Source organism: Lawsonibacter hominis, from assembly GCF_014287895.1.
GTDB lineage: Bacteria > Bacillota > Clostridia > Oscillospirales > Oscillospiraceae > Lawsonibacter_A > Lawsonibacter_A hominis.
The window spans coordinates 1-22,922 of record NZ_JACOPP010000034.1 but is presented as its reverse complement, the minus strand read 5'-3'; the positions used below and the strand labels follow the sequence as shown (position 1 = coordinate 22,922).

Sequence of the window (22,922 nt, the reverse complement as noted above, 5' to 3'; positions counted from 1 at the left end):
TCCAGCTCAGTGTGCCGGTCTTAAACTGTCCAAAAAGCGCAAACGGGAGCTTTTGCTCGTTGCGTAGAGATATTGGCTGATTTTTGGGTCCTAACTTTTCATGTTTACTTTACAGTGCCTTGATTTTAAAATTTTAAAATTTATTCTGAGGATTTTGAGACAAAAAAAGCGTCCATTTCAGAAATGGACGTCGTCGCTCCGGCGGGCAGGCAGCGCCGAACGGAGCCCAGAGATCCATCCAGCCCGTGCGCGAAGCACTTCGTTGCAGCCACAACCAACCGTATCCAGTTGTAATTGGTCGAATGCAAGAGAAAAGTTCTCGTTGCAGTTCCATGATAGCATAAAACCGTCCGAAACACAATGATATTTTGCGAAAATCTAAATAATTTTTAGGGCATATAATTTTTGTTGAAATCACAGGGATTTGTGGTAGAATGAAAAAAAGACGACAGGAAAAGAGGGAAGCACATGCTTGACGCATCCACGCTGCAATTTCTGTTCCAGCTGGCCAAAGGCGTGGCAAGGCAGTTCGGCCCCAACTGCGAGGTGGTGGTCCACGACCTGGCCTCCAACGACCCGGACAGTTCCATCGTGGCCATTGAAAACGGCCAGATCAGCGGGCGCAAGGTGGGGGACGGCCCCTCTCACGCGGTGCTGGAGGCCCTGCGGGGCGGAAAGGGAACGGTGGAGGATCACCTGTGCTACCTGACCCGCACCCGGGATGGAAAGATCCTCAAGTCCACCACCATCTATATCCGGGACGATGACGGCAGACCCATCGGCATGTTCGGCATCAATTACGATATTACCCTCATGCTGGCCATGGAGGACGCCCTCAAGCAGTTTACCGCCACCGAGCGGGACGAGCAGGAGCCGGAGCACATCTCCCGCAACGTGTCCGACCTGCTGGACGAGCTGATCGCGCAGAGCGTGAAGATCGTGGGTAAGCCTGTGGCCCTTATGACCAAAGAAGATAAGGTGAAGGCCATCCAGTTTCTCAACGAGACGGGAGCCTTTCTCATCACCAAGTCGGGCGACAAGGTGTGCAAGTTTTTCGGGATTTCCAAGTATACCCTGTACAGCTATATCGACGAGGCAAAAGAGACGTAGAGACCCTTTGCAGAGCGGACCGGCCGGAGAGCCGGTCCGCTCTGCGTCTGTGGACAAGGTGGCCTTGCCGCTTCAGCGGCGCTCGGGCGGGTCCTTGGGCAGAAGCTGATTGAGCAGGATGGCGGTCAGGGTGGAGAGCACCACGCTGGAGCTGCCGAACACGGTGGTGACCCAGGCGGGGAACCCGGCCAGACACGCCGGACCCACGGTGGTGACGCCCACGCCCAGCGCCACCGCCAGGCCCACCACGGTGGAATTGCGCATGGTGAAGGTCTGCTGTGTGATCATACGGATGCCGGTCATGGTGATGGTGGCGAACACCGAGATCGTGGCTCCGCCGATGACGGCGTAAGGGATGGTAGTCAGCAGGGCGGAGAGCTTTGGAATAAACCCGGCCACCAGCAGCACCAGGGCGGCCAGGGTGAAAACGGCCCGGTTGATCACCTTGTTCACCGTCACGATGCCCACGTTCTGGCTGTAGGAGGCGGCGGGCAGGCCGCCGAAAAGGGCGCCGATCACGCTCATGACGCCCTGGCCGATGATACCGCCCGAGAGCTCGTGGTCGGTGGGCATGCGGTCCATGCCGCCCATGGTGGTGGAACTGAGATCGCCGATGGTCTGCACGGAGTTGACGATGTACATGATGGCCATGGAAACGCAGGCGGCCACATTGAACTCGATGGGGAAATAGAGGGGGACCGGCGCCTGGAAATACCCGGCGGCGGCCACGCTGTCAAAGCTGACCATACCCATGAGCAGGGCCACGACGTAGCCCACCGCCATTCCCCACAGGATAGCGCCCAGCTTGAGCACGCCCTTGGTAAAGTTGTTCAGAACGAAGACCACCGCCAGGGTGATAAAGGCTACCAGCCAGTTTTTCCAGCTTCCGAAGTCAGGCTGTCCCGCGCCGCCGGCCATATATTTGACGGCAGTGGGGTAGAGGGAGAGGCCGATGGTAAAGATGACCGTGCCGGTGACCAGCGGCGGGAAAAACCGCCGGATCTGCTTCAGAAAGATCCCAAAGAGAACGGCCACGCAGCCGCCCGCGATCTCGGCGCCCAAGATGGTCCCCAGGCCGAATGCGCCGCCGATGGAGGTGAGCGTGGGAACGTAGGCAAAGCTGATGCCCATGATGACCGGCAGGCCGGAGCCGAGGCGCCGGAAGAGAGGGAAGAGCTGGAGCAGGGTGGCCAGGGCGGTCAGGATCAGAGAGACCTGGATCATAAGGGTCGTATCGGCGTCGCTCAGGCCGCAGGTGGAGGAAACGATGATCGCGGGGGTGATGACGCCTACTACGGCGGCGACGACATGCTGCAGGCCCAGCGGAATCAGCTGGCCTGCCGGCGGGACCCCATTCCAAGCAAAGACCGATGCCGGGGTGCGTGGTGTAGTACCCATCAAACTTACCTCACAAAATTTTTTTAGAACTAAAGGAAATTTTGGTTTACACAAACTATACCTCATTTTCGACCCGGCTGCAAGTGGAACTTGCGGCGGGAAGAGAAAAAAGAGACAGCAAAATTTGTGAAAATCGACGGGTATTATTTGTGGAAAAACGGAAATGCACCCCGTGCGGCGGGATTCCGCGGCACGGGGTGCATAACACATGCGGGAGGCTGGACCGGCACGGCGGCAGATCACTTGACGGCGACCGCCTCGATCTCAAAGAGCGCGCCCTTGGGCAGCGCGGCGACCTGGACGCAGGACCGGGCGGGGGCCTGGCCGGTGAAATACTCCGCATAGATGGAATTGACGGCGGCAAAGTCGTTGATATCGGTCAGGAACACGGTGGTCTTGGTCACGTCGGCAAAATCCATGCCGGCGGCCTGGAGCACGGCGCCCAGATTATCCAGCGCCTGACGGGCCTGGGCCTCCACGCCCTCGGGCAGCGCGCCGGTGGCGGGGACCAGGCCCAGCTGGCCGGAGGTATACAGCGTGTTGCCCGCCAGCTTGGCGTGACAGTAGGGGCCTACGGCGGCGGGGGCGTTTGCGGCAGAAATGGTTTTATTCATGGGAAAAGACCTCCTGATGTAATTGTGTGTCTTCATTATATCGGCTGTCAGAAAAAATGCAAGGGGGTCTCAAAAAAAGTTTGATGACAAAAACGTCACAAAACTGTAAGGACATCTTATGGCAGCGCCGAAGCGGGTATGATAGGATGAGCAGGAAAAGGAGGGATTCCAATGGAACCCATACTCAACGTGGAAAACCTGCAGAAATATTACGGAGCCCGGGGCAGCGTGACCCGGGCCATCGACGATTTCAGCTTTCGGGTGAACGAGGGCGAATTTGTGGGCATCATGGGGGCTTCGGGCAGCGGAAAGACCACGCTGCTCAACTGCATCGCCACCATTGACCGCCCCACCGCCGGGCACATCAGGATCGAGGGAAAGGATGTGACGGGCCTGAAGGGCAAGGACCTGTCCCGGTTCCGCCGGGAGCGGCTGGGCTTTGTTTTCCAGGACTGCAACCTGCTGGATACCCTCACCGCCTTTGAGAACATCGCTCTGGCGCTGACCATCCTCAAAACCCCTGCCGGGGAGATCGAAGGACGGGTTCAGGAGACCGCCCGGCTGCTGGATATTACCCCCTGCCTGAACAAGTTTCCCTACCAGCTCTCCGGAGGCGAACGGCAGCGGGTGGCGGCGGCCCGGGCCATCATCACCCGTCCGGCTCTGGTGCTGGCCGATGAGCCGACCGGAGCCCTGGATTCCAAGTCCGCGCGGCTGCTGCTGGACCGGTTTGAAGAGCTCAACGGGGCGCAGAGGACCACCATCCTCATGGTGACCCACGACGCCTTTACCGCTTCCTACTGCCGCCGCATCCTCTTTATCAAGGACGGGCGGCCCTTTACCGAGCTGGTGCGGGGAGCCAGCGGGCGCAAGGACTTTTTTGCCCGCATCATCGAGGTGGTTACGCTGCTGGGAGGTGACTCGGGCGATGTTCTCTAAGCTGGCCTTCCAGAATGTGCGCCGGAGTTTGAAGGATTATTCGGTGTACTTTCTCACCCTCACGTTCGGCGTGTGCATCTTTTATGTATTCAACTCCATGGAGTCCCAGTACGTCATGGAGATCCTCCTCTCCGCCAACAAGGGCATGATCCGCGTCATCCTTCAGCTCATCGACGTGGTGTCCGTCTTCGTATCCGTGGTGCTGGGCTTTCTGATCCTCTACGCCAACGGCTTTATGATCCGCCGCCGGAAAAAGGAGCTGGGCACCTACCTGCTGCTGGGCCTGGACGGGGGAAGGGTGAGCGCCCTGCTGTTCCTGGAGACCCTGCTCATCGGCGTGTTTTCGCTGGGCATAGGCCTGCTGCTGGGGGTGTTCCTGTCCCAGTTCATCTCCGTGTTTACCGCCGGGCTCTTCGCCGTCAGCATCCCGGAGTTTCATTTCGTCTTTTCCCCCAGGGCGCTGGGCAAGACCCTGCTCTACTTTGGAGTCATCTTTCTGGTGGTGATGCTCTTCAACTCCTTCCGGGTCTCCCGGCAGAAGCTCATCGACCTGCTCCGGGCCGACCGGGAAAATCAGGACCTGAAGCTCAAAAGCGTTGGGGCCTCGGTGGTCATGTTCCTGACCGGGGCCATCCTGCTGATCATCGCCTACGCCATGCTCCTCGTCCGGGGCATTTTGCGGGTGGACAATCTTTTTTTCCTCATGCTGGCCCTGGGCACTGCGGGCACGCTGCTCTTTTTCCGCTCGCTGTCCGGCTTTTTGCTGAAGATCTGCCAGGCCAACAAACGCCTTTATTATAAGGGACTGAACATGTTCCTGCTCCGGCAGTTCAACTCCCGCATCAATTCCACCTATGTGTCCATGACGGTGATCTGCCTGATGCTGCTGCTGGCCATCGGGATCACCGCCTGTTCCGTCGGGCTGAACAATACCGTCTCCGCCATTACCGCGGAGAACGCCCCTTACGACGTAACGGTGCGCTTCTATTGTCACGGCGGAGACGGGGCGGAGCCGGAGCTGGAGAAGTGGCTGGCGGCGGGGGGCTTCGACCCGGAGCAGGAACTGGCGGAATCGGTGCGGTTTGACATCCGGCAGGTGGAACTGGAGCCGCTGACGTATTCGGTGGGGGACCGGGAGTATACGCAGACCAGCCTGGATGCGATCTCGCTGACGGACTGCAACCGGCTGCTCGCCCTCCAGGGCCGAACGCCCCTGGCGCTGACGGAGGGGGAATACGGCCTTTTGTGGGGGACCTACATGGCTGAGGAGAGCTTTTGGAAGAGCCTGTGGGCGGACCGGCCCGTGGTGGTGGCGCAGGGGCGCGCCCTGCTGGCGGGCGGCGACGTGCAGGCGGTGGTTCTCACCGGGGACAGCGTGTACAGCAGCATGCTGGTGCTGCCAGACGCCCTGGCGGCCTCCGGCACGCTGTCCAGCCGCAACCTGGTGGGCAACTATGCCCCCGGCATTGACCCGGAGCAGGCGGACGAGCGCCTGGCGCAGGCCATGGGGAACCTGGTGCCCCGGGACTATGACAGCGGCGGGAACGGTTACGGCTACGGCTGGGACAGCCGGGTACAGATCTACCTGCAGACCATGGGGACCAAGATCCTGGTGCTCTTCCTGGGCATTTATCTGGGCATCGTTTTCCTGCTGTGCTCGGCGGCGGTGCTGGCGCTTCAGCAGCTTTCCCAGGCGGCCGACAACCAGAACCGCTATCGGGTGCTCGCCCGGCTGGGCGTGGAGGAACGGATGCGGGACCGGTCCATCTACGTGCAGGTGTTCCTGGCTTTTTTCCTGCCGCTGGCGCTGGCGGTGGTCCATGCGGCGGTTGGCATGACGTCCGCTAACGCCGCCATTGCACAAGTCGGCCGGGTGGACTCGGCGGCCTCCAGCGCGGTAACGGCGGCCTTTATCCTGGTCGTCTACGGGGCCTATTTCCTGGCCACCTGCTGGGGCAGCCGGCGGATCATCCGGGGAAGGTAGGGCCGCGCGTGCCGGGCCCGGACTTCTTACCGGGCGCAGCGTCGAAAAAGGCCTTGCAATCAGCGGGAAACTATGCTATGATAAAAGCCACGTTTGAAGCGGCGCGGTATCCTTGCGCCCCAAAATAGCAGCAAAGCGCCCCTCCAGGGGCGGAAAGGACGATGTAACGTGGAGATCGCAAAGCTGGTTCTGAGCATTATCGACGTGCTGGCGGCGCTGTTCCTGGTAGCCGTGGTGCTGCTCCAGTCCGGAAAGAGCGCGGGACTGTCCGGCGCCATCGCCGGCGGGGCCGACACTTTCCTGTCCAAGAACAAGGCCAAGAGTTGGGACGCCAAGCTGGCCAAGATGACCAAGTGGGTTGCCATCGGATTTATGGTGATCACCTTCATCATCTGCCTGATCTGAGCCAATGAAAAGACGCCCTCCCGTTTTTGCCGCGGGAGGGCGTCTTTTTTGCAACCCCGCCGCCGGAGCGGGTATAATAAAGCCCGGGGAGCGAGTGAAACGATTGGAAAGGAATCGAGACCATATGAAACAAACAGAAGGAACGGTGCAGGGGATCTATCAGGCCACCGGCCGGGGCTTTGGCTTTTTGATCCCGGAAGAGGGGGAGGATTATTTTATTCCGCCCCGCTGCGACGGCGGCGCATGGAATGGGGACCGGGTCGCCGTCCTGCCGGACCGGACCGAGGCGGCCCGGGGGGAGCGGCGTACCGGCCGGGTGGTGGAGGTGCTGGAGCGGGCCAACCGGGTGGTCACCGGCGTGCTCCAAAAGCACAACCGGGAGCTCTGGCTCCAGCCCGACCAGGAGCGCCTGCCCGGGCCCATCCAGGTGCTGGGCAAAAGCCGCCTGGCCCGGGCGGGGGACAAGGCTGCCGTGGCCATGACCAGCTTCGGAAGCGCCAAGCACCCGCCGCTGGGCGCCCTGCGGCGGGTCTTCGGCCCGGCGGCCAGCCGGGAGGCGGCGGTGGAGGCCATTCTGTACAACTACGAGATCGATCCCGCGTTTCCCGACGCGGTGCGCGCCGCGGCTCAGGCGGCGCCGGAACAGGTGGGGCCGGGGGAGCGGGAGGGACGGCTGGATCTGCGGGACAAGCTCATCTTTACCATCGACGGCGCCTCCGCCAAGGACCTGGACGACGCGGTGAGCCTGGAACAAGACGAGCAGGGCCGCTGGGTGCTGGGGGTGCACATCGCGGATGTGAGTCATTACGTCCCCGCCGCTTCCCCGCTGGATCTGGAGGCCTGGGAGCGGGGCACGTCGGTCTATTTTGCCGACCGGGTGGTCCCCATGCTGCCGCCCGAATTGTCCAACGGCATCTGCTCGCTGAATCCACGGGTAGACCGGCTGACGCTCTCCTGTCTCATGACCCTGACGGCGGAGGGGGAGCTGGTGGGGCATACCATCGCCAAGAGCGTCATCCGTACCGTGGAGCGCATGACGTACGACGACTGCAACGCGCTCCTGGCTGGGGAGGAGGCGGCCCTGACGCAGCGGTACGGGGCGATCCTGCCCACGCTGCGGGACATGGCCGCCTTGGCCGCTGTGCTGGAAAAGCGCCGCCGCCTGCGCGGGAGTCTGGACCTGGACAGCAGCGAGAGCGCCATCCGCTGCGACGAAACGGGCGCGCCGGTGGAGGTGCAGGTACGCCGGCCGGGCGTGAGCGAGAAGCTGATCGAATCCTTCATGCTCTCGGCCAACGAGTGTGTGGCCGCCCACCTGAAAGCCCTGGACAAGCCCTGCGTCTACCGGGTGCATGAAAAACCCTCCCTGGACAAGACCGAGAAGCTGAAGAGCATGCTCGCTCCTCTGGGCTATACCCTGGGGGCCGCGGACCAGTTTTCCCTGCAGAAGCTGCTGGCCCAGGCGCAGGGAAAGCCGGAGGCGGCCGCGGTGTCCAGCCTGGTGCTGCGCAGCCTGATGAAGGCCCGTTACGATACCGAGGACCTGGGTCACTTTGGCCTGGCGGCAAGGGACTACTGTCACTTCACCTCGCCCATCCGCCGCTATCCGGACCTGATGGTCCACCGCATCCTCACCGCCCTGCTGGATGGAACGCTCCGGGGGGCGTCGGAGAAAAAGCTTGCCGCCGCGGCGGCGCGGGCGGCGGTGCAGTCCTCGCAGCGGGAGATCGCCGCGCAAAACGCCGAGCGGGAGATCGAAAAGCGCTACCTGGCCGAGTTCATGCAGGCCCACCTGGGCGAGACGTTCCCCGCCGCGGTCTCCGGCGTCACCCGCTTCGGCCTGTTCGTCATGCTGGGCAGCGGCGTGGAGGGCCTGGTGGGGGTCGAGGCGCTGCCCGGAAGCGGATGGCATTACGACGAGCAGCGCATGTCCCTCACAAGCTTTGACGGCAGCCGGGTCTTTTCCTTTGGGATGCCGCTGGAGGTGGTGTGCACCGGCGCGGCGCCGGAGAGCGGGCAGATCGATTTCCGCCTGGCCGGGGAGGCTGCGCCGGCTCTGCCGGCGCAGCGGACGGAGCGCAGGGAACCCTCCCGCCCCGGCCGCCGCGACCGGAATCCGCGGGCCATGCATGTGCCCAAAAGCCGGAAAGGACGGAAGAAACGATGACGAAACGGAATTTGATCGCGGCGCTATTACTGGTTGTATTTGCACTGCCCTCCGCCTGCGCCCTCCGGCCCGGGACGGAGGATCCCCCCGTGCCCCAGGGTACGGCCCTGCCCGCGTCCTCCCCGGAACCCACCCCCACGCCGGAGCCGTCCCCCACGCCGGAGCCCACGCCCACCCCGGACCCGATCGCGGAGCAGCTGGCCGGGATGACGCCGGAGCAGATGGTAGGGCAGCTGCTGGTGGCGGGTATTGAGGGCGCCGCGCCCGGCGCGGACGCGGTCCAGGCGGTGCAGGAGTATCAGGTGGGCGGCGTCATCCTCTTCGGCCGCAACGTGGAGAGCGCCGGTCAGCTGGCCGAGCTGACCAACGGCCTCAAGCAGCTCAACGCAGACGCCGTGCCCCTTTTCCTCTGTGTGGACGAGGAGGGAGGACGGGTCTCCCGGATGCCGGAGGAGGTAATGGACCTTCCGAGCGCCGATACCTTTGGACAGCGGCACGACGCGTCTGAGCTGACACGGCTGGGACAGACCCTGGGCATGGAATGCGCGGCCTTCGGCTTCAACCTGGATTTTGCTCCGGTGGCGGATGTGCGGAGCAACCCGGAGAACACCGTCATCGGAGACCGCGCCTACAGCGGCGACCCCGGCCGGGCGGCGGATGCCGCCGCCTGGGTGGACGGCGGGATGCGGGAGGCCGGGATCATCAGCGTGTGGAAGCATTTTCCCGGTCACGGCAATACCGCCACGGATTCCCACCAGGCGCTGCCGGTGGTGGAGCTGTCCCGCGAGGACTGGGCCCGGGGCGACGCCGTCCCCTTCCGCAGGGCGGTGGAGTGCGGCGCTCCGGCCGTCATGGCGGGGCATATCCGGATGACCGCGTTTGACCCGGAGTATCCCGCCAGCCTGTCCCACGTGCTGGTGAGCGAGGTCCTGCGGGAGGAGCTGGGCTTTACCGGCGTGGTGTGCACCGATGATCTGACCATGGGGGCGATCTCCGATACTTACGGCATGGGGGAGGCCGCCGTGCTGGCGGTGGAGGCGGGGTGCGACCTGCTGTTGGTCTGCCACGGCGCGGACAATCTGACGCAGGCCCGTCAGGCGCTGCTCGGCGCCGTGGACGGCGGGCGCATCTCCCCGGCGCGGCTGGAGGAGAGCGTCTACCGCATCCTGGCGCTCAAGGCGGAATACGGCCTGACCAACCAGACGGTGGAGGCGCCCGATGTGGCGGCATTGAATCAGGCGGTCCAGGCGCTTTTGGGGGAATAGGGAACCTTTGGGGAGGCTGCGCCGTCTAACAGGGGACTGGAGGCGACGGAAATGAGACAAAGCGTTTTGCTGCCCCTGCTGCTGGCCGCGCTTCTCCCGCTGACGGCCTGCGCCCGGGCGGAGGAGGCGCCGGAGACCCCTGAGGCGGACGGGACGGCCGTCAAACAGGTGCGCCTGGTGGACACGGCGCAGGACGGCAGCCTCATCGTGGCCGGAGAGGCGCGGGGCGACGTGCTTACCCTCTCCCCCGATGAAGTGAGCATCCTCTGGGACGGTGTGGAGCGCTCGCCCGAAGCGCTGCGGGACGGGATGCTGCTGGAGGTGGGTTACGGCGGCACGATCCTGGAGACCTATCCGGCCCAGTTCTACCAGCCCCGGAGCATCACGGTGCTGGAGGAGGGGGAGGATCTGTGCGGACTTTACCTGCAGGTCCTGAACGACCTGTGGGCGGACGCCCTGGGCGGCGAGAGCGGCGTGGAGACCATCGGCGTGGACGCCTCTGCCCTGGAGGGGCTGAGCGAAGGGGAAGCGGACGCAATGGCCTATGCCTTCGGCATGGCCCATCAGACCGGCCTGCCCCTGCGGGGGACCTTCGACGAGCTGACGGAACAGGGCTATATCGAGCCGGCGGGGGACGGGCCCGGCCGCTGGCCCGGCGGGGCTCTGTTCCGCCTGGAGGGGAGCGCGGACACGGGCTTTCAGGTCTGCTGCTGGACGGGTACGGAAGTGATCTGGCGCTGCAGCGCCGCCCAGGACGCGGCGGGGAACTGGTCCTACCGGACGGACTCCGCGGCGCTGGCCTGCGGCGGAAGCAAACCGAATATCCCCAAGGGAGGGCCGCCTGTCTGAAAACAGTAGACGGGCGGCCCTTTTTTCGCTATATTGGAACGGAAGGGGGGAACGGCATGAAGGTGGAGGTGCGCATCGACCCGAATTGCGGGGAGGCGTCGGCGGTCATTACCGCCCCGGCCCTGACCGACGAGGTGCGCTCCCTGGCCGCCCGGCTGGAGGGGGGCGGCGTCCTCATCGGCTGGCGGGAGGGGAACGCCTTCCCCCTTCGGGAGGAGGAGCTGCTGCGCTGCTACGGAGAGGACAAGGGGGTGCGCGCCCAGACCCTCGGCGGGGTGTACGACCTGCGGGAGCGGCTGTACGAGCTGGAGGGCAAGCTGGACCGACACGCCTTCGCGCGGATCTCCCACTCTGAGATCGTCCATCTGAAGCAGGTGACCGCTCTGGACCTGTCCCTCAGCGGCACCATCCGCATCACCCTCGCCGGGGGAACGGTGTGCTATGCCTCCCGCCGGTATGTGAAAAAGATCAAACAGGCTCTCGGCCTTTGAGAGGAGGAAGCTCCATGTCCACCATCCGTTCCAGGCTGCCCCGGCTGCTCCTTGGGGGCGCGCTGGGGGCGGCGGCCTATCTGCTGCTGTCCTTTGTGACCCAGCCGGGGGCCCTCTTCGGCGGCTCCCTGGAATTGGCGTTCACCTTCTGCTTCGATTCCCGGGTGCCCGAGGTCCTGGGGGCGGCGCTGGGGATCGCCCTTTGGTTTGCCTTCGGGGCGGAGACGGCCGTGGCCACCCTCCCCTTCGCCGCGGAGGGGAGGGCCCTGCTGCTGCGCTCCCTGGCCCACCTTGCCCTCATGGCCCTCACCCTGGCGGCCTGGGTGCTTCTCAATTTCGGGGCCGCGGAGCTGCCCTTCTTCCTGGTCCCCTTCCTGCTGGTGTACGCCCTCATCTGGCTGGGCCGGTGGGTGGGCTGGTGCGCCGAGCTGGCCGCCATCCGGGAGAAGCTTGGGCTTGCCCCGGGCCGCTCCCTGTTCCACTGGCGGGAGACCCTGCCCTACCTTAGCTTTGCCGTGCTGCTCTGCCTGGCGGCGCCCTTTGTGCTCCGGCTGGCCGATGCCCCGGACGTCCCCCTCCTCAGCATCCTGTACGGCTTTCTGCTGCTGCCGGTCAGCGGCTTCGCCTCCGGCTTCTCCCTGGGGCGGCGGCAGGGCCTGTGCCCCCTCTACCCCCTGGCCTGCGCCGGGTGTATGCTGCTCTTCCTCCCCCTGGCCCGGCTGATCTCCAACATGGCCGACGGGGTGCTGGTGCCCATCGCCCTGTGCGCCGCCCTGCTGGGCAATTTGGCGGGGGCGGCCCTGCGCCGGTACCGGAGGGGCTAGGAAAGCGCGGCGGCCTATGCTATAATGGGGCCATCTGAAGAAAAAGAGGGATCTGGATGGAAAAGACCGGCGGTAAATCCATCAGCTTTTTTGGCCTTGTGGCCATGGGCATCGGGTGCATGCTGGGCACCAGCTGGCTGCTGCTGACCGGTACGTGGCTGGAGACGGCGGGAGGACCACTGAATCTGGCGGTGGCCTTTGCCCTGTGTATTGTGATCGAGCTGCCCTTCGCCTTCGCCTATATGGAGGCCATCCCCATGCTGCCCCTGCCTGGGGGCGAGGTGGTCTACTCCTATGCCGCCTTTGGAAGCCGCGGCGGATTCGCCGTGGGGTGGGCGGGCATACTGATGAACACCATCGTGTTCTGCTGGGTGGATCTGGCCGCCATCTCCCTGCTGGACGAGCTGTTCCCCGTCCTGAAGCGGACGGGGGTGCTCTACCGGGTGGGGGATTTCCCCGTCACCCTGCCCAATGTGATCATCCAGCTGGCGCTGGCCGGGGCGATCCTGTATATCCAGCTCCGGGGCGCCAATGTATGCGCTTCGCTGGCCAAGATCGCCACAGTGGTGCTGCTGAGCATGTGTCTGGTGGGCCTTGTGATCTGTTTTGCCCATTTTGACCCGGCGGTCTACGCCTCCGACGGAGGGCTGGAGTTTGATTTCGGCGGCTCGGCATCGCTGCTGTCGCTGCTGGTTTTTTCAGTAGCCGGATGGGAGACGGTGTCCAAGGCCGCGGCCGATGCCACCGGGCCCGCCGCCCGCAAGGCGGGGGCGGCGCTCATCACTTGTCTGCTGCTGGTCACCGGCATCCTCTGCCTGGTATCCACCGCCGTGGCGGGCAATCTGCCCTGGCGGGAGACCATGGGCCATACCGCCGCCTTTGCCGACGTTCTGGTGGGGATCACCGGCATTCCCGCCGTGCGCATCCTGTTCCTGATCACCGCCTTTGTGGGCGCGGTTGGGGTGATGAATTCCACCCTCTATTCCTCCGCACGGATGCTCTACGGCCTGTCCTGCTTTGCGCTGGTGTCCCGGAAGTTCTCCGTCCTTCATCCCCAATACGCCACCCCGGCGCGCTGCGTGTATTTTACCGCCGCGTTCGTGGTGCTTACGCCCTTTACGGGGAAGCTCTTTTTCCTGCCCTTCATCAACGTGGCCTCTCTGACCACCATCGTCATGTGGGTCATGTCTTTTGCCGCGGTGCTCCGGCTGCGGAAGACACGGCCCGACCTGGAGCGGCCGGTGCGCATGCCCGGCGGGCGTCTCACAGTGGCGTTCGGGACGATCGCGTCGGTCTTTCTGGCGGGGAACATTTTGCTGCCCATGAGTCCGGGCGCCCTGGGGGGACTGGAGTACCTTCTCTCCGCCCTGTTGGCGGCGCTGGGCATGGTCCTTTACCGCTTGCGGGACCGTTCGCTCTCTGCGGCGGAGCGGGAGGCGCTGATTTTCGGGGGGCGGCTGAGCCGGACGAAAGGAGAGACGCAGGATGAAACGGACGGTACGGCTGTATAATATCCTCCTGCCCATCTGGCTGCTGTGGATCTTCCCCCAGGTGTGGCTGATTGTCCTGCCCGGCAACCTGGCCATCGACTGTGCGGTGCTTCTGCTGGCCCTGCTGGCGCTGGGCTGTACGGCCAAACAAGCGGTGCTCCGCCGGGTGTGGTGGCGGGTCTGGCTCAACGGCTTTTTGGCGGACGCCGCCGGAGTGGTATGGATGCTGTTGGGGCTGCTCCCGATCCAATGGGCGTGGTGGGAAGAATCGATTTCCGGCATCATGGGCAGGCCCTTCCGCTCTCCCCTGTCCCTTTCCTGGACGCTGGCCGGGGTGGCGCTGGCCGGTGTGTGCATCTATTTCCTGGACCGGCGGGCCCTGCGCCGCTGTCCCGAGCTGGAGCCGCGCCAGCAGCACATTGCCGCCCTGGCCCTGGCCATAGGCACTGCTCCCTGGCTGTTTTTGCTCCCCGCCTATTGACAGACGGGACGGTCGAAAAAAGGGCGAAACCGGCGGTAACGCGGTTTTTCGGCGGGCGGAAAGGCGGCCTTTTTTTCATGGACCCTTGAAAAATTAGTGAAAAATGGTATACTATTGCCCACTGAGACTTTATTTTTTAGAAATAAGAGGGAACGAGCATGCAACGCACAAAAATCGCACAGATCTTTGCCGACCGGGAGCAATTCGGCGGCAAGGAAGTCACCGTCTGCGGCTGGGCCCGCACCATCCGGGATATGAAGGGCTTCGGGTTCGTCGAGCTCAACGACGGCTCCTGCTTCAAGAATCTGCAGGTCGTCCTGGATGCCGCCGCCCTGGACAACTACAAGGAGATCGCCGGGCAGAACGTGGGCGCGGCCCTGTGTGTCACCGGCGCCGTGGTGCTGACGCCCGAGGCCAAGCAGCCCCTGGAGGTGAAGGCTGCGGCCATCGCGGTGGAAGGGCCCTCCAGCCCGGAGTATCCCCTCCAGAAGAAGCGCCACAGCGTGGAGTACCTGCGTACCATCGCCCACCTGCGGCCCAGGACCAACCTGTTTTCCGCCGCCTTCCGGGTGCGCAGCGTGGCGGCTCACGCCATCCACACGTTTTTCCAGGACCGGGGCTTCGTCTACGTCCATACGCCCATCATCACCGCCTCCGACTGCGAGGGGGCGGGGGAGATGTTCCGGGTGACTACCCTGGACATGGACCATGTGCCCAAGACCGCGGACGGCCAGGTGGACTATGCCCAGGATTTCTTCGGCAAGAGCGCCAATCTGACCGTTTCCGGACAGCTCAACGCGGAGAGCTTTGCCATGGCCTTTGGGGACGTGTATACCTTTGGCCCCACCTTCCGGGCGGAGAACTCCAACACCCAGCGTCACGCCGCCGAGTTCTGGATGATCGAGCCGGAGATGGCCTTCTGCGACCTCAACGGCGATATGGACGTGGCCGAGGCCATGATCAAGCATATCATCAAGACCGTCATGGAAAAATGCCCCGACGAGATGGCCTTCTTCAACGCCTTTGTGGATCGGGGACTGGCGGAGCGGCTCACACACGTGGCCAACTCCGACTTCGGCCGGGTCAGCTACACCGAAGCGGTGGAGCTGCTGAAGCAGAATAACGATAAGTTCGACTTCAAGGTGGAGTGGGGCTGTGACCTCCAAACCGAGCACGAGCGCTACCTCACCGAGCAGATCTTCCAAAAGCCGGTTTTTGTGACCGACTATCCCAAGGAGATCAAGGCGTTCTATATGCGCCTGAACGACGACGGGCGGACCGTGGCCGCCGCCGACTGCCTGGTGCCGGGCATCGGAGAGATCATCGGCGGCTCCCAGCGTGAGGAGCGGCTGGACCTGCTGGAAGCGCGCATCCGGGAGCTGGGAATGAACCCGGAAGACTATTGGTGGTACCTGGACCTGCGCCGCTACGGCGGCGCCAAGCACGCGGGCTTCGGCCTGGGGTTTGAGCGGATGGTCATGTACCTCACCGGCATCGCCAACATCCGGGACGTTCTGCCCCACCCGAGGACGGTGGGCAACGCAGACTTTTAAGGCAAGACCGCATAATGCGGCAAGCGCGATTTGCGTCAAAATTCTGCGTCAGAACGGGGCGGGAAAACGCAGGGATCCTTGGTGGATCTCAAGTTTTCGCAGCAAAGCTATGGCGGGAAATTTCAGCAAAGCGCCGCCGCTGTCTTTGCGTGGTGTCGCCTTGCGGTTGGACCCCGCTTCGTTAACCGCCGGAAAGGCCGCCCAAACGGGCGGCCTCAGTGTGTCGAAAAAGCCTCGCAGAGTTCGCGCCCGCAGGTGCGAATCAAATGAGATTCATTTTCTCCGGCGACATGTGCGTCGGAGAAAATACTTCTCAGACCGCAAGTGTGGAATTTGTCCGCTCACAGCGGACAAATTCTGCGCGCGGCGGCCTGCATCCTCATCGAAAAAGGTGCGAAGCACCTTTTTCGACAGCCTGAGGCCGCCCAAACGGGCGGCCTTTCGTCGTTTGCTCTGGCTTGGGCGGCGGAAGAAGGGGGAGCCGGCCGCCTACGGCTGTGCGGCCGGGCGGCGGCCTTCCCGGGCCGGCAGAAGGGTCAGCCGGCCCGTCCGGCGGGTAGCGTTCAGGTCGATCAGCCGCTGATTGGAGCTGCCCCGAAACCGCAGAGAGATGTCGCGCAGCGCGTCCACGTACCGGCCGTCCACCAGCACGTCCAGCAGGGAAAGCAGTTCGTCGGTCACCGCGCAGCGGGGATGGCTGCCGGGCGTGTGCAGTTCCTTCCAGGTGAAGCCGGTAAAGCACCAGATGTCCTTTTGGGGCAGGGCGGCGCGTACCCGGCGCAGGAACGGGAGCAGCGAGCGTTGGTTTTCCGGCTCGAAGGGCTCTCCCCCCAGCAGGGTCAGGCCGCTGATATAGCTGGGCGCGAGGAGAGAAAGCAGGTACGTCTGGGTCGTTTCAGTGAACGGCTGGCCGTAGGAAAAATCCCAGGTCTGGGGCTGAAAGCAGTGTTCGCAGCGGTTGGTGCAGCCGGAAACGAACAGGCTGACCCGCACGCCCGCTCCATTGGCGATGTCGCAGGGTTTGATCTCACCGTAATACATAGTCGTTCTCCTTGGTTCAGGGTCGCAGGAAGGAACCGCTGATCCCGGCGGGGCGTGCGGGTCCGGCGCTGCCTACAGATGCATCACCCGGTCCCGAATCTCCTGGGTGCGGCCCTGGTTCCAGAACTGAGTCCCAATGTAGCCGCAGGTGCGCCGGGCCACGTTCATCTTATCCTGATCGGTGTTGCCGCATTTGGGGCAGCGCCAGATCAGCTTACCGCCGTCCTCCGCGATCTGGATCTCGCCATCCCAGCCGCATACCTGGCAGTAGTCGGATTTGGTATTCAGCTCGGCGTACATGATATTCTCATAGATGAACTTCATCACCTGGAGCACCGCCTCCAGGTTGTTCTGCATGTCGGGCACCTCCACATAGCTGATGGCCCCGCCGGTGGACAGGTGCTGGAACTGGGCCTCAAACTTCAGCTTATCGAAGGCGTTGATCTCTTCCGTCACATGCACGTGATAGCTGTTGGTGATATAGCCCTTGTCGGTAATGCCCTCGATGACGCCGAAGCGGCGCTGGAGGCACTTGGCAAACTTATAGGTGGTGGACTCCAGCGGCGTGCCATAGATGCCGAAGGCGATGCCGGTGTCCGCTTTCCACTGGTTGCAGGCCTTGTTCATGTGCTCCATGATCTGCAGGGCAAAGGGGGTGGCGGAGGGGTCGGTATGGCTCTTGCCCGTCATATATTTGACGCACTCGTACAGGCCCGCATACCCCAGGGAGATGGTGGAGTAGCCGCCCACCAGCAGCTTGTCGATGGGCTCGCCGGGCTTGAGCCGGGCGCAGGCGCCGTACTGCCACAGGATGGGCGCGGCGTCGGACAGGGTGCCCTTGAGCCGGTTGTGGCGGCACATGAGCGCCCGGTAGCAAAGCGCCAGCCGCTCGTCGAAGAGCTTCCAGAACTTCTCCAGATTGCCGCCGGAGGACAGGGCTACGTCGGGCAGGTTGAGGGTGACCACGCCCTGATTGAAGCGGCCGTAAAACTGGTACTCCCCGTTTTCCTTCTTCCACGGGGACAGACAGGAGCGGCAGCCCATGACGGGGAAGCAGTTGCCCTCCTTCAATTCCTTCATCTTCTTCTCGGAGATATAGTCGGGCACCATACGCTTGGCGGTGCATTTGGCGGCCAGGCATGTCAGATACCAGTAGGGGGAATCCTCGTGGATGTTGTCCTCCTCCAGCACGTAGATGAGCTTGGGGAAGGCGGGGGTGACCCACACGCCGGCCTCGTTCTTCACACCCTGGAAGCGCTGCTCCAGGGTCTCCTCGATGATGAGGGCCAGATCCCGCCGCTCCTGCTCGTTTTTGGCCTCCCCCAGGTACATGAACACGGTGACGAAGGGGGCTTGGCCATTGGTGGTCAGCAGAGTGAGCACCTGATACTGGATGGTCTGCACACCGCGGCGTACCTCGTCCCGCAGACGCTGTTCCACCAGCGCGGAGATCATCGCCTCCCCGGTCTCCACCCCCAGGGCGGCAAGCTCCCCCTCCACCAGAAGGCGGATCTTCTCCCGGCTGACCTGGACGAAGGGGGCCAGATGGGCCAGGGAGATGGACTGGCCGCCGTATTGATTGGAGGCCACCTGGGCGATGATCTGGGTGGCGATATTGCAGGCAGTGGAGAAGCTGTGGGGCCGCTCGATGAGGGTGCCGGTGATGACGGTGCCGTTCTGGAGCATGTCCTCCAGGTTCACCAGGTCGCAGTTGTGCATGTGCTGGGCAAAATAGTCGCTGTCGTGGAAGTGGATGATGCCCTGCTCATGGGCTTCCATGATATCCTGGGGCAGCAGGATGCGGCGGGTGATATCCTTGGACACCTCCCCGGCCATGTAGTCCCGCTGGGTGGAATTGACAACCGGGTTCTTATTGGAGTTTTCCTGCTTGGCCTCCTCGTTGCAGCACTCGATGAGGGTGAGGATCTTCTCGTCAGTGGTGTTGCTCCTGCGTACCAGGGAGCGGGTGTAGCGGTAGGTGATATAATTTTTGGCTGCCTCAAAGGCCCCGTGGGCCATGATCTGGTATTCCACCAGGTCCTGGATCTCCTCCACGGAGGGAGCCCGGTTCATTTTCAGACATGCCAGTTCCACCGATTCGGCGATCCGGCGGATCTGCACCGGCGTCATCCGAACGCTTTCCTCAATAGTGTCGTTGGCCTTGGTAATGGCCGCGATGATTTTGGTGATATCGAAAACGGCCTCCGAGCCGTTGCGCTTGACCACTTTCATAAGGTTACCACGCCTTTCCCGTTTCATTCCACAAAAGGCACATGTTGCGCCGATGGATATTCTAGCACACCATATATTGAATTGCAAGGTGATTTTTGGGGATGATGGCCGCCCTGGCGGCCGCAAAGGCGAATGCGTTGCGGCGCCTTCCGTGCCTGAGGATGCAGGCGGGGGATTTGGATGGCGGGAAGTCCCTTCATCCATGAAAAGTGGTTGTTCCCGTGCAATAATGCGTTTTGAGAAAGCTCATAAGACCGATGACATGCTCATCCGCAATTTGATAGATGACGTTCATCCCCTGTTTTTCGGAATCCAAAATCCCTGCCATTCTCAGCTGTGATAAGTGCTGCGACAGCGCGGATGCGGTAATGTTCGGGGTAAACGCGTGGATGTTTCCAACCGTCATCGGTCCCGGTATCAGCGCACACAGGATCAGCAGACGCTGTTCATTCGCCAGCAGTTTCAGAAGTTCCGCAATTTTCTTTGCCTGTTCCTCCACAGCAGGACCCCTCCTTCCGGTGCTTGAGTTTGCAGATCCCCTGCGTCATCGTTCCCATGGGACAATAAACGCACCAGGTTCTTGGGCGGAAGAAAATCATGGTGATCAGCCCGAGTACGGTGGACGTCATCATAACGCCGAAAAAGCCAAAGGCAAACTGGGCCATCCACGGCGCGACCATGTCGACCGCTGCCCATTGCCACGGCAGTTTGATGGTCCACAGCAAAGTGACGGTCTGCTTCAGCGGCGCACCCGTAAATACCTGATAGGTGCTAAACAGCATCAAACAGAACATCGTCAGGAAAAAGGCTAAAAACCCATAGCGGAACCAACGGCTGTGCAGAAATTTTGGCGGGGTCCGGCTGCAAGAGAGCTTCCACTTCCGCCCCAACAACTCGAACAGCTGTCCACGCCCGCAGTAGCGGTTGCAATAGGCTTTGCTGCCCCCGATGATTGCAACGAACAGCGGAATGACAAAAAACAGCAGGCCAAGCCATGCAAACAGGATATTACATAAGCCCAGGACCCAGTACAGCAATTCAGCCAGCCAAAGATATGCATACCATTTCTGTTTCATCGTGACGCCACCCTTTCAAGGACGGTGATGATAGCGGCGGGACAGCGGTTCGCGCACTGGCCGCAGCCAACGCATGTTTCGCCGTCCACGCGAGCGAGTATGCCCAGGTGGATCTGAATTGCATTTTTCGGGCATGCGTTTACGCAGCAACCGCACGCCACACACCCGCTGCCGATTGTGGCGATGTTCTTTGCATTCACGGTAGGCTCCCCCCTTTTTTATATATTAGTAATTAAGATATTTCTAATATACTTTAATATTTGGCGTTTGTCAAGGAGCGCTTTGGTCTCGGATTTGTGTATCCCGCCCAGGCACGGGGAGAGGTGTCGCTAAAAAACAGAGGGACGGGAGCCTGTCAGCCTCGCTTGTGTCCGGGCCGACTCAGATGAGAAGACGCTTCGCCGTAAGCTGTGCACCGTCAAAAAAGAGCATGAAAACCGGGTATGCGTACAACGCTCAAACGCTGCACGAACACCTGGCATGCCTCGATACGATAAACGGGCTGTTTTTTGCAGACCTTGCGCCGCAACGGCTTCAGTTATTTAGCGCGTTTGTGTTCTTATTTGATTGTACCGCGGCCCGCAGAAAGGCTCTATAGGAAGAAGTGGTGTTCCTATGGCAGTCCCTCGCAGGTGTTCAGCTAATCGTTCTTTGCTTTTCGCCGTTTTGCTTCCTTAAAGCAAAATCCTTGACACTACCCGTTACTCTCTCCGTACCTAAGTAATCCAAAACTCCTGCCTTTGGCAACCACGAAAGCAAAGAAAAACGCTACAAACGGTATCCGTTCATAGCGTTTCCTAATCATTATTCAGTTGCGCCAACCACATCATTTTTCTTCCTCCGCTCTGGCATCCAAGATGGCCTGTGCGGTGGCAATGACGATTTTCAGTTCAGCTTCAGTCATTCCATCAAGCAAGGGATCAAGCTGTCTGCGCGCCGTGGACTTACTCTCTGTCGCGTTCCCAAAGAGAAGCTGGTCTACGGAGATATGGTAACGGGTCACCAGTTCAAAGAAAATCTGGAGACTCGGATGCTGCCCTTTATTTTCGATGTTGGCAAGATAGCGGGGAGACAGATACATTTCATTCCCGACTTTGTTGCGGGACTCCTTCTGCTCGTTTCTTGCCGATTTGATTGCCTTTCCAAAAGGCGAAAAATCATATTTTTGTACTGGTCTTTTTGCCATATTGATTCACCCTATTACATTCTACTGTTCACCTTTCTTTCTGAATATGTCTATACAGTTCCCATAGTTAGTCTATATAATTCCTTATTTGTTTACAATGGGTACCTTGAAGTATTCGCTTGACCGTATATAATTAAAGCAAAAGATATAAAAGCGGAAGGATTGAACCGTATGGAATATATCTCTTGCCCCGAAGCTGCAAAGAAATGGGGCATTTCTGAAAGACGGGTACAAAAGTTTTGCGAAGATGGACGTATCCCTGGTGTTATAAAGTTCGGTCGTATGTGGATGATTCCTAAAGATGCGAAAAAGCCAAGCGATCCTCGCAGAAAAAACTATTTTCTGTGAGGTTTCTGTGACATTTGGATGCTACACTAAAAATGAAGGAGTGTGATACAATACGAATTTTAGTAGTCGAAGATGACCGGCTTTTGAATAATACCCTGTGCTATAACCTGGATGCTGCGGGCTATGTCGTGGACTCTGCATTGACAAAATCAGCAGCCAGCAACTTTCTGATCAAACAGGACTATGACCTGATCGTTCTGGATGTAAACCTGCCGGATGGGAACGGCTTTGATTTCTGCCGGGAGGTAAAGGAGCGCCGGCCGGATACGGCGGTGATCTTCCTGACCGCAAATGATATGGAGAGCGATATGCTCAAAGGATATGAGTTGGGTGCGGAGGACTATGTGACCAAGCCATTTCCCATGAGCGTTTTTCAAAAAAAGCTGTCCGTGGTGCTGGGGCGGCTGGCGAAACAGTCTGGCGGTGGTGCTTGCTATGAGGATGGCGCACTGTCCATCAATTTCTCAGAGATGACTGCTTCCCTATCCGGTAAGGCGCTGGTGTTCACTCCGTTGGAATACCGGCTGTTAAAAATCCTGACCAAACATCCGCAGAATGTTTTGACCAGACAGGTGCTGCTTGAAAAGCTGTGGGATGCCGATGGAAATTTTGTGGATGAACACGCCCTGACTTCAGCCATCAGCAGGGTGCGGAACAAAATTGAAACAGAGGGACGCCAGTACATCAAGACGGTGTACGGCATGGGTTATATGTGGATCGGAGGGGCGCTGAAATGAATACGCGAAAACTCTCCATCAACAAAGCCTGTATCCTTTTGGGAATACTCTTGCTGCTTGCGGTTAGTGCAGTTTGCACCGCTGTGTATCTGCTGACCCGGAATATAACTGCTGTCCGGTGTGTGTTCCTGTTCAGTCTCTTTGTGCTGCTCTGTGTTATCTTCTTTGTGGCTCTGATCCGCCGGAAGCTGGTCCGGTTCTCCGATGCCTTTTGTGGTCAGATGGATGATATGCTCTCCGGGGATATGCAGCCCAAGCAGACGGTTGAGGAAGAAAGCCTGTTCTATAAAATCAACTACCGGCTGGGACGGTTGTACGAAGTCATGCAGGAAAATAAAAACAGTATCGCAAAAGAACGGGCTGACCTGCAAGAGCTGATCTCTGACATCTCCCATCAGGTCAAGACCCCGATTGCCAACTTGAAGATGATCAACAACACATTGCTTGAAAACGAGGTTCCCCCGCAGAAGCAAAAGGAATTTCTGACAGCCCAGACCAGCCAGCTTGATAAGCTGGACTTTCTCATGCAGGCTATGATTAAGACCTCCCGCCTGGAAACGGGAGTCATTTCGCTGGAGCAAAAACAGCAGCCGGTTTATGATACCCTTGCTGCTGGAGGGATATCATAGAAGTGCAGAGAGTAAACACCCAAAAGTGATAGAATAAGAAATACAGGAAGGTGTTTACGATGCGCAAATATGATAAGGAATTCAAAGAGGAAGCAGTCAAGCT

At 60.9% G+C, this 22,922-nt stretch carries 23 protein-coding genes; 15 read left to right on the top strand and 8 right to left on the bottom strand.

Annotated elements, in window-relative coordinates; all coding sequences use genetic code 11:
• The first annotated feature begins 468 nt into the window (after positions 1–468).
• A complete protein-coding gene (locus H8S57_RS15140) occupies positions 469–1,110 on the top strand; it encodes a helix-turn-helix transcriptional regulator (RefSeq protein ID WP_186908840.1) in 642 nt (213 codons plus the stop codon).
• Positions 1,111–1,182: 72 nt separating this feature from the next.
• On the opposite strand, the gene H8S57_RS15135 is transcribed toward H8S57_RS15140, so the two are convergent.
• Entirely contained in the window at positions 1,183–2,508 is a 1,326-nt protein-coding gene (locus tag H8S57_RS15135) for a uracil-xanthine permease family protein (protein WP_186908839.1), read from the bottom strand.
• A gap of 239 nt (positions 2,509–2,747) precedes the next feature.
• Positions 2,748–3,122 (bottom strand): RidA family protein, encoded by a 375-nt coding sequence (locus H8S57_RS15130; RefSeq protein ID WP_186908838.1) that lies wholly within the window; start codon positions 3,120–3,122, stop codon positions 2,748–2,750.
• Between the two features lie 171 nt (positions 3,123–3,293).
• On the opposite strand from H8S57_RS15130, the gene H8S57_RS15125 reads away from it, so the two are divergent.
• The 11 genes from H8S57_RS15125 (at position 3,294) to asnS (ending at position 15,570) form a co-directional block, all read left to right on the top strand.
• On the top strand, positions 3,294–4,061 hold the full coding sequence (locus tag H8S57_RS15125; RefSeq protein ID WP_186908837.1) for an ABC transporter ATP-binding protein: 768 nt from the start codon (positions 3,294–3,296) through the stop codon (positions 4,059–4,061).
• A complete protein-coding gene (locus tag H8S57_RS17480) occupies positions 4,051–6,045 on the top strand; it encodes an FtsX-like permease family protein (RefSeq protein ID WP_243204851.1) in 1,995 nt (664 codons plus the stop codon). Before H8S57_RS15125 ends, H8S57_RS17480 begins: the two co-directional genes overlap by 11 nt.
• A 168-nt stretch (positions 6,046–6,213) precedes the next feature.
• On the top strand, positions 6,214–6,450 hold the full coding sequence (gene secG / locus H8S57_RS15115; protein ID WP_186908836.1) for a preprotein translocase subunit SecG: 237 nt from the start codon (positions 6,214–6,216) through the stop codon (positions 6,448–6,450).
• 124 nt (positions 6,451–6,574) lie between these two features.
• On the top strand, positions 6,575–8,617 hold the full coding sequence (gene rnr / locus H8S57_RS15110) for a ribonuclease R (RefSeq protein WP_186908835.1): 2,043 nt from the start codon (positions 6,575–6,577) through the stop codon (positions 8,615–8,617).
• The gene (gene nagZ / locus H8S57_RS15105; protein WP_186908834.1) at positions 8,614–9,882 is read left to right on the top strand and encodes a beta-N-acetylhexosaminidase; all 1,269 of its coding nucleotides are present in this window, start codon (positions 8,614–8,616) and stop codon (positions 9,880–9,882) included. The genes rnr and nagZ overlap by 4 nt, the downstream gene beginning before the upstream one ends.
• A 51-nt stretch (positions 9,883–9,933) precedes the next feature.
• Positions 9,934–10,731: a hypothetical protein gene (locus tag H8S57_RS15100; protein WP_186908833.1), complete on the top strand. Its 798-nt coding sequence runs from the start codon at positions 9,934–9,936 to the stop codon at positions 10,729–10,731.
• Positions 10,732–10,787: 56 nt separating this feature from the next.
• The gene (locus tag H8S57_RS15095) at positions 10,788–11,222 is read left to right on the top strand and encodes a LytTR family DNA-binding domain-containing protein (protein ID WP_186908832.1); all 435 of its coding nucleotides are present in this window, start codon (positions 10,788–10,790) and stop codon (positions 11,220–11,222) included.
• 14 nt (positions 11,223–11,236) lie between these two features.
• Positions 11,237–12,046 carry a DUF3021 family protein gene (locus H8S57_RS15090; protein WP_186908831.1) on the top strand — a complete coding sequence of 270 codons (810 nt, stop codon included), beginning with the start codon at positions 11,237–11,239 and terminating at the stop codon, positions 12,044–12,046.
• Between the two features lie 56 nt (positions 12,047–12,102).
• Entirely contained in the window at positions 12,103–13,557 is a 1,455-nt protein-coding gene (locus H8S57_RS15085; protein WP_186908830.1) for an APC family permease, read from the top strand.
• On the top strand, positions 13,532–14,017 hold the full coding sequence (locus H8S57_RS15080) for a hypothetical protein (RefSeq protein ID WP_186908829.1): 486 nt from the start codon (positions 13,532–13,534) through the stop codon (positions 14,015–14,017). The genes H8S57_RS15085 and H8S57_RS15080 overlap by 26 nt, the downstream gene beginning before the upstream one ends.
• 158 nt (positions 14,018–14,175) lie before the next feature.
• On the top strand, positions 14,176–15,570 hold the full coding sequence (asnS, locus tag H8S57_RS15075; protein ID WP_186908828.1) for an asparagine--tRNA ligase: 1,395 nt from the start codon (positions 14,176–14,178) through the stop codon (positions 15,568–15,570).
• Positions 15,571–16,059: 489 nt separating this feature from the next.
• Here asnS and nrdG read toward each other — a convergent pair whose 3' ends face one another.
• From nrdG to H8S57_RS15045, 6 genes are all read right to left on the bottom strand, one after another.
• Positions 16,060–16,611, bottom strand: coding sequence for an anaerobic ribonucleoside-triphosphate reductase activating protein (nrdG, locus tag H8S57_RS15070; protein WP_186908827.1), 552 nt, complete (start codon positions 16,609–16,611; stop codon positions 16,060–16,062).
• 72 nt (positions 16,612–16,683) lie between these two features.
• Positions 16,684–18,843, bottom strand: coding sequence for an anaerobic ribonucleoside-triphosphate reductase (gene nrdD, locus H8S57_RS15065; protein ID WP_186908826.1), 2,160 nt, complete (start codon positions 18,841–18,843; stop codon positions 16,684–16,686).
• 196 nt (positions 18,844–19,039) lie between these two features.
• Positions 19,040–19,342, bottom strand: coding sequence for an ArsR/SmtB family transcription factor (locus H8S57_RS15060; protein WP_186908825.1), 303 nt, complete (start codon positions 19,340–19,342; stop codon positions 19,040–19,042).
• Positions 19,290–19,919, bottom strand: coding sequence for a 4Fe-4S binding protein (locus H8S57_RS15055; RefSeq protein ID WP_186908824.1), 630 nt, complete (start codon positions 19,917–19,919; stop codon positions 19,290–19,292). Before H8S57_RS15055 ends, H8S57_RS15060 begins: the two co-directional genes overlap by 53 nt.
• A complete protein-coding gene (locus H8S57_RS15050; RefSeq protein WP_369807637.1) occupies positions 19,916–20,080 on the bottom strand; it encodes a 4Fe-4S binding protein in 165 nt (54 codons plus the stop codon). Before H8S57_RS15050 ends, H8S57_RS15055 begins: the two co-directional genes overlap by 4 nt.
• Positions 20,081–20,745: 665 nt before the next feature.
• Positions 20,746–21,105, bottom strand: a complete 360-nt coding sequence (locus H8S57_RS15045; protein ID WP_186908822.1) for a helix-turn-helix transcriptional regulator — start codon at positions 21,103–21,105, stop codon at positions 20,746–20,748.
• 171 nt (positions 21,106–21,276) lie between these two features.
• Here H8S57_RS15045 and H8S57_RS15040 point away from each other — a divergent pair, with 171 nt between their 5' ends.
• From H8S57_RS15040 to H8S57_RS15030, 3 genes are read left to right on the top strand one after another with little or no spacing between them, the layout of a single operon-like run.
• The gene (locus H8S57_RS15040) at positions 21,277–21,453 is read left to right on the top strand and encodes a helix-turn-helix domain-containing protein (protein ID WP_186908821.1); all 177 of its coding nucleotides are present in this window, start codon (positions 21,277–21,279) and stop codon (positions 21,451–21,453) included.
• 32 nt (positions 21,454–21,485) lie between these two features.
• Positions 21,486–22,190, top strand: coding sequence for a response regulator transcription factor (locus H8S57_RS15035; RefSeq protein WP_207723825.1), 705 nt, complete (start codon positions 21,486–21,488; stop codon positions 22,188–22,190).
• Positions 22,187–22,819, top strand: a complete 633-nt coding sequence (locus H8S57_RS15030; RefSeq protein WP_440131171.1) for a histidine kinase dimerization/phospho-acceptor domain-containing protein — start codon at positions 22,187–22,189, stop codon at positions 22,817–22,819. Before H8S57_RS15035 ends, H8S57_RS15030 begins: the two co-directional genes overlap by 4 nt.
• Positions 22,820–22,922 lie beyond the last annotated feature (103 nt).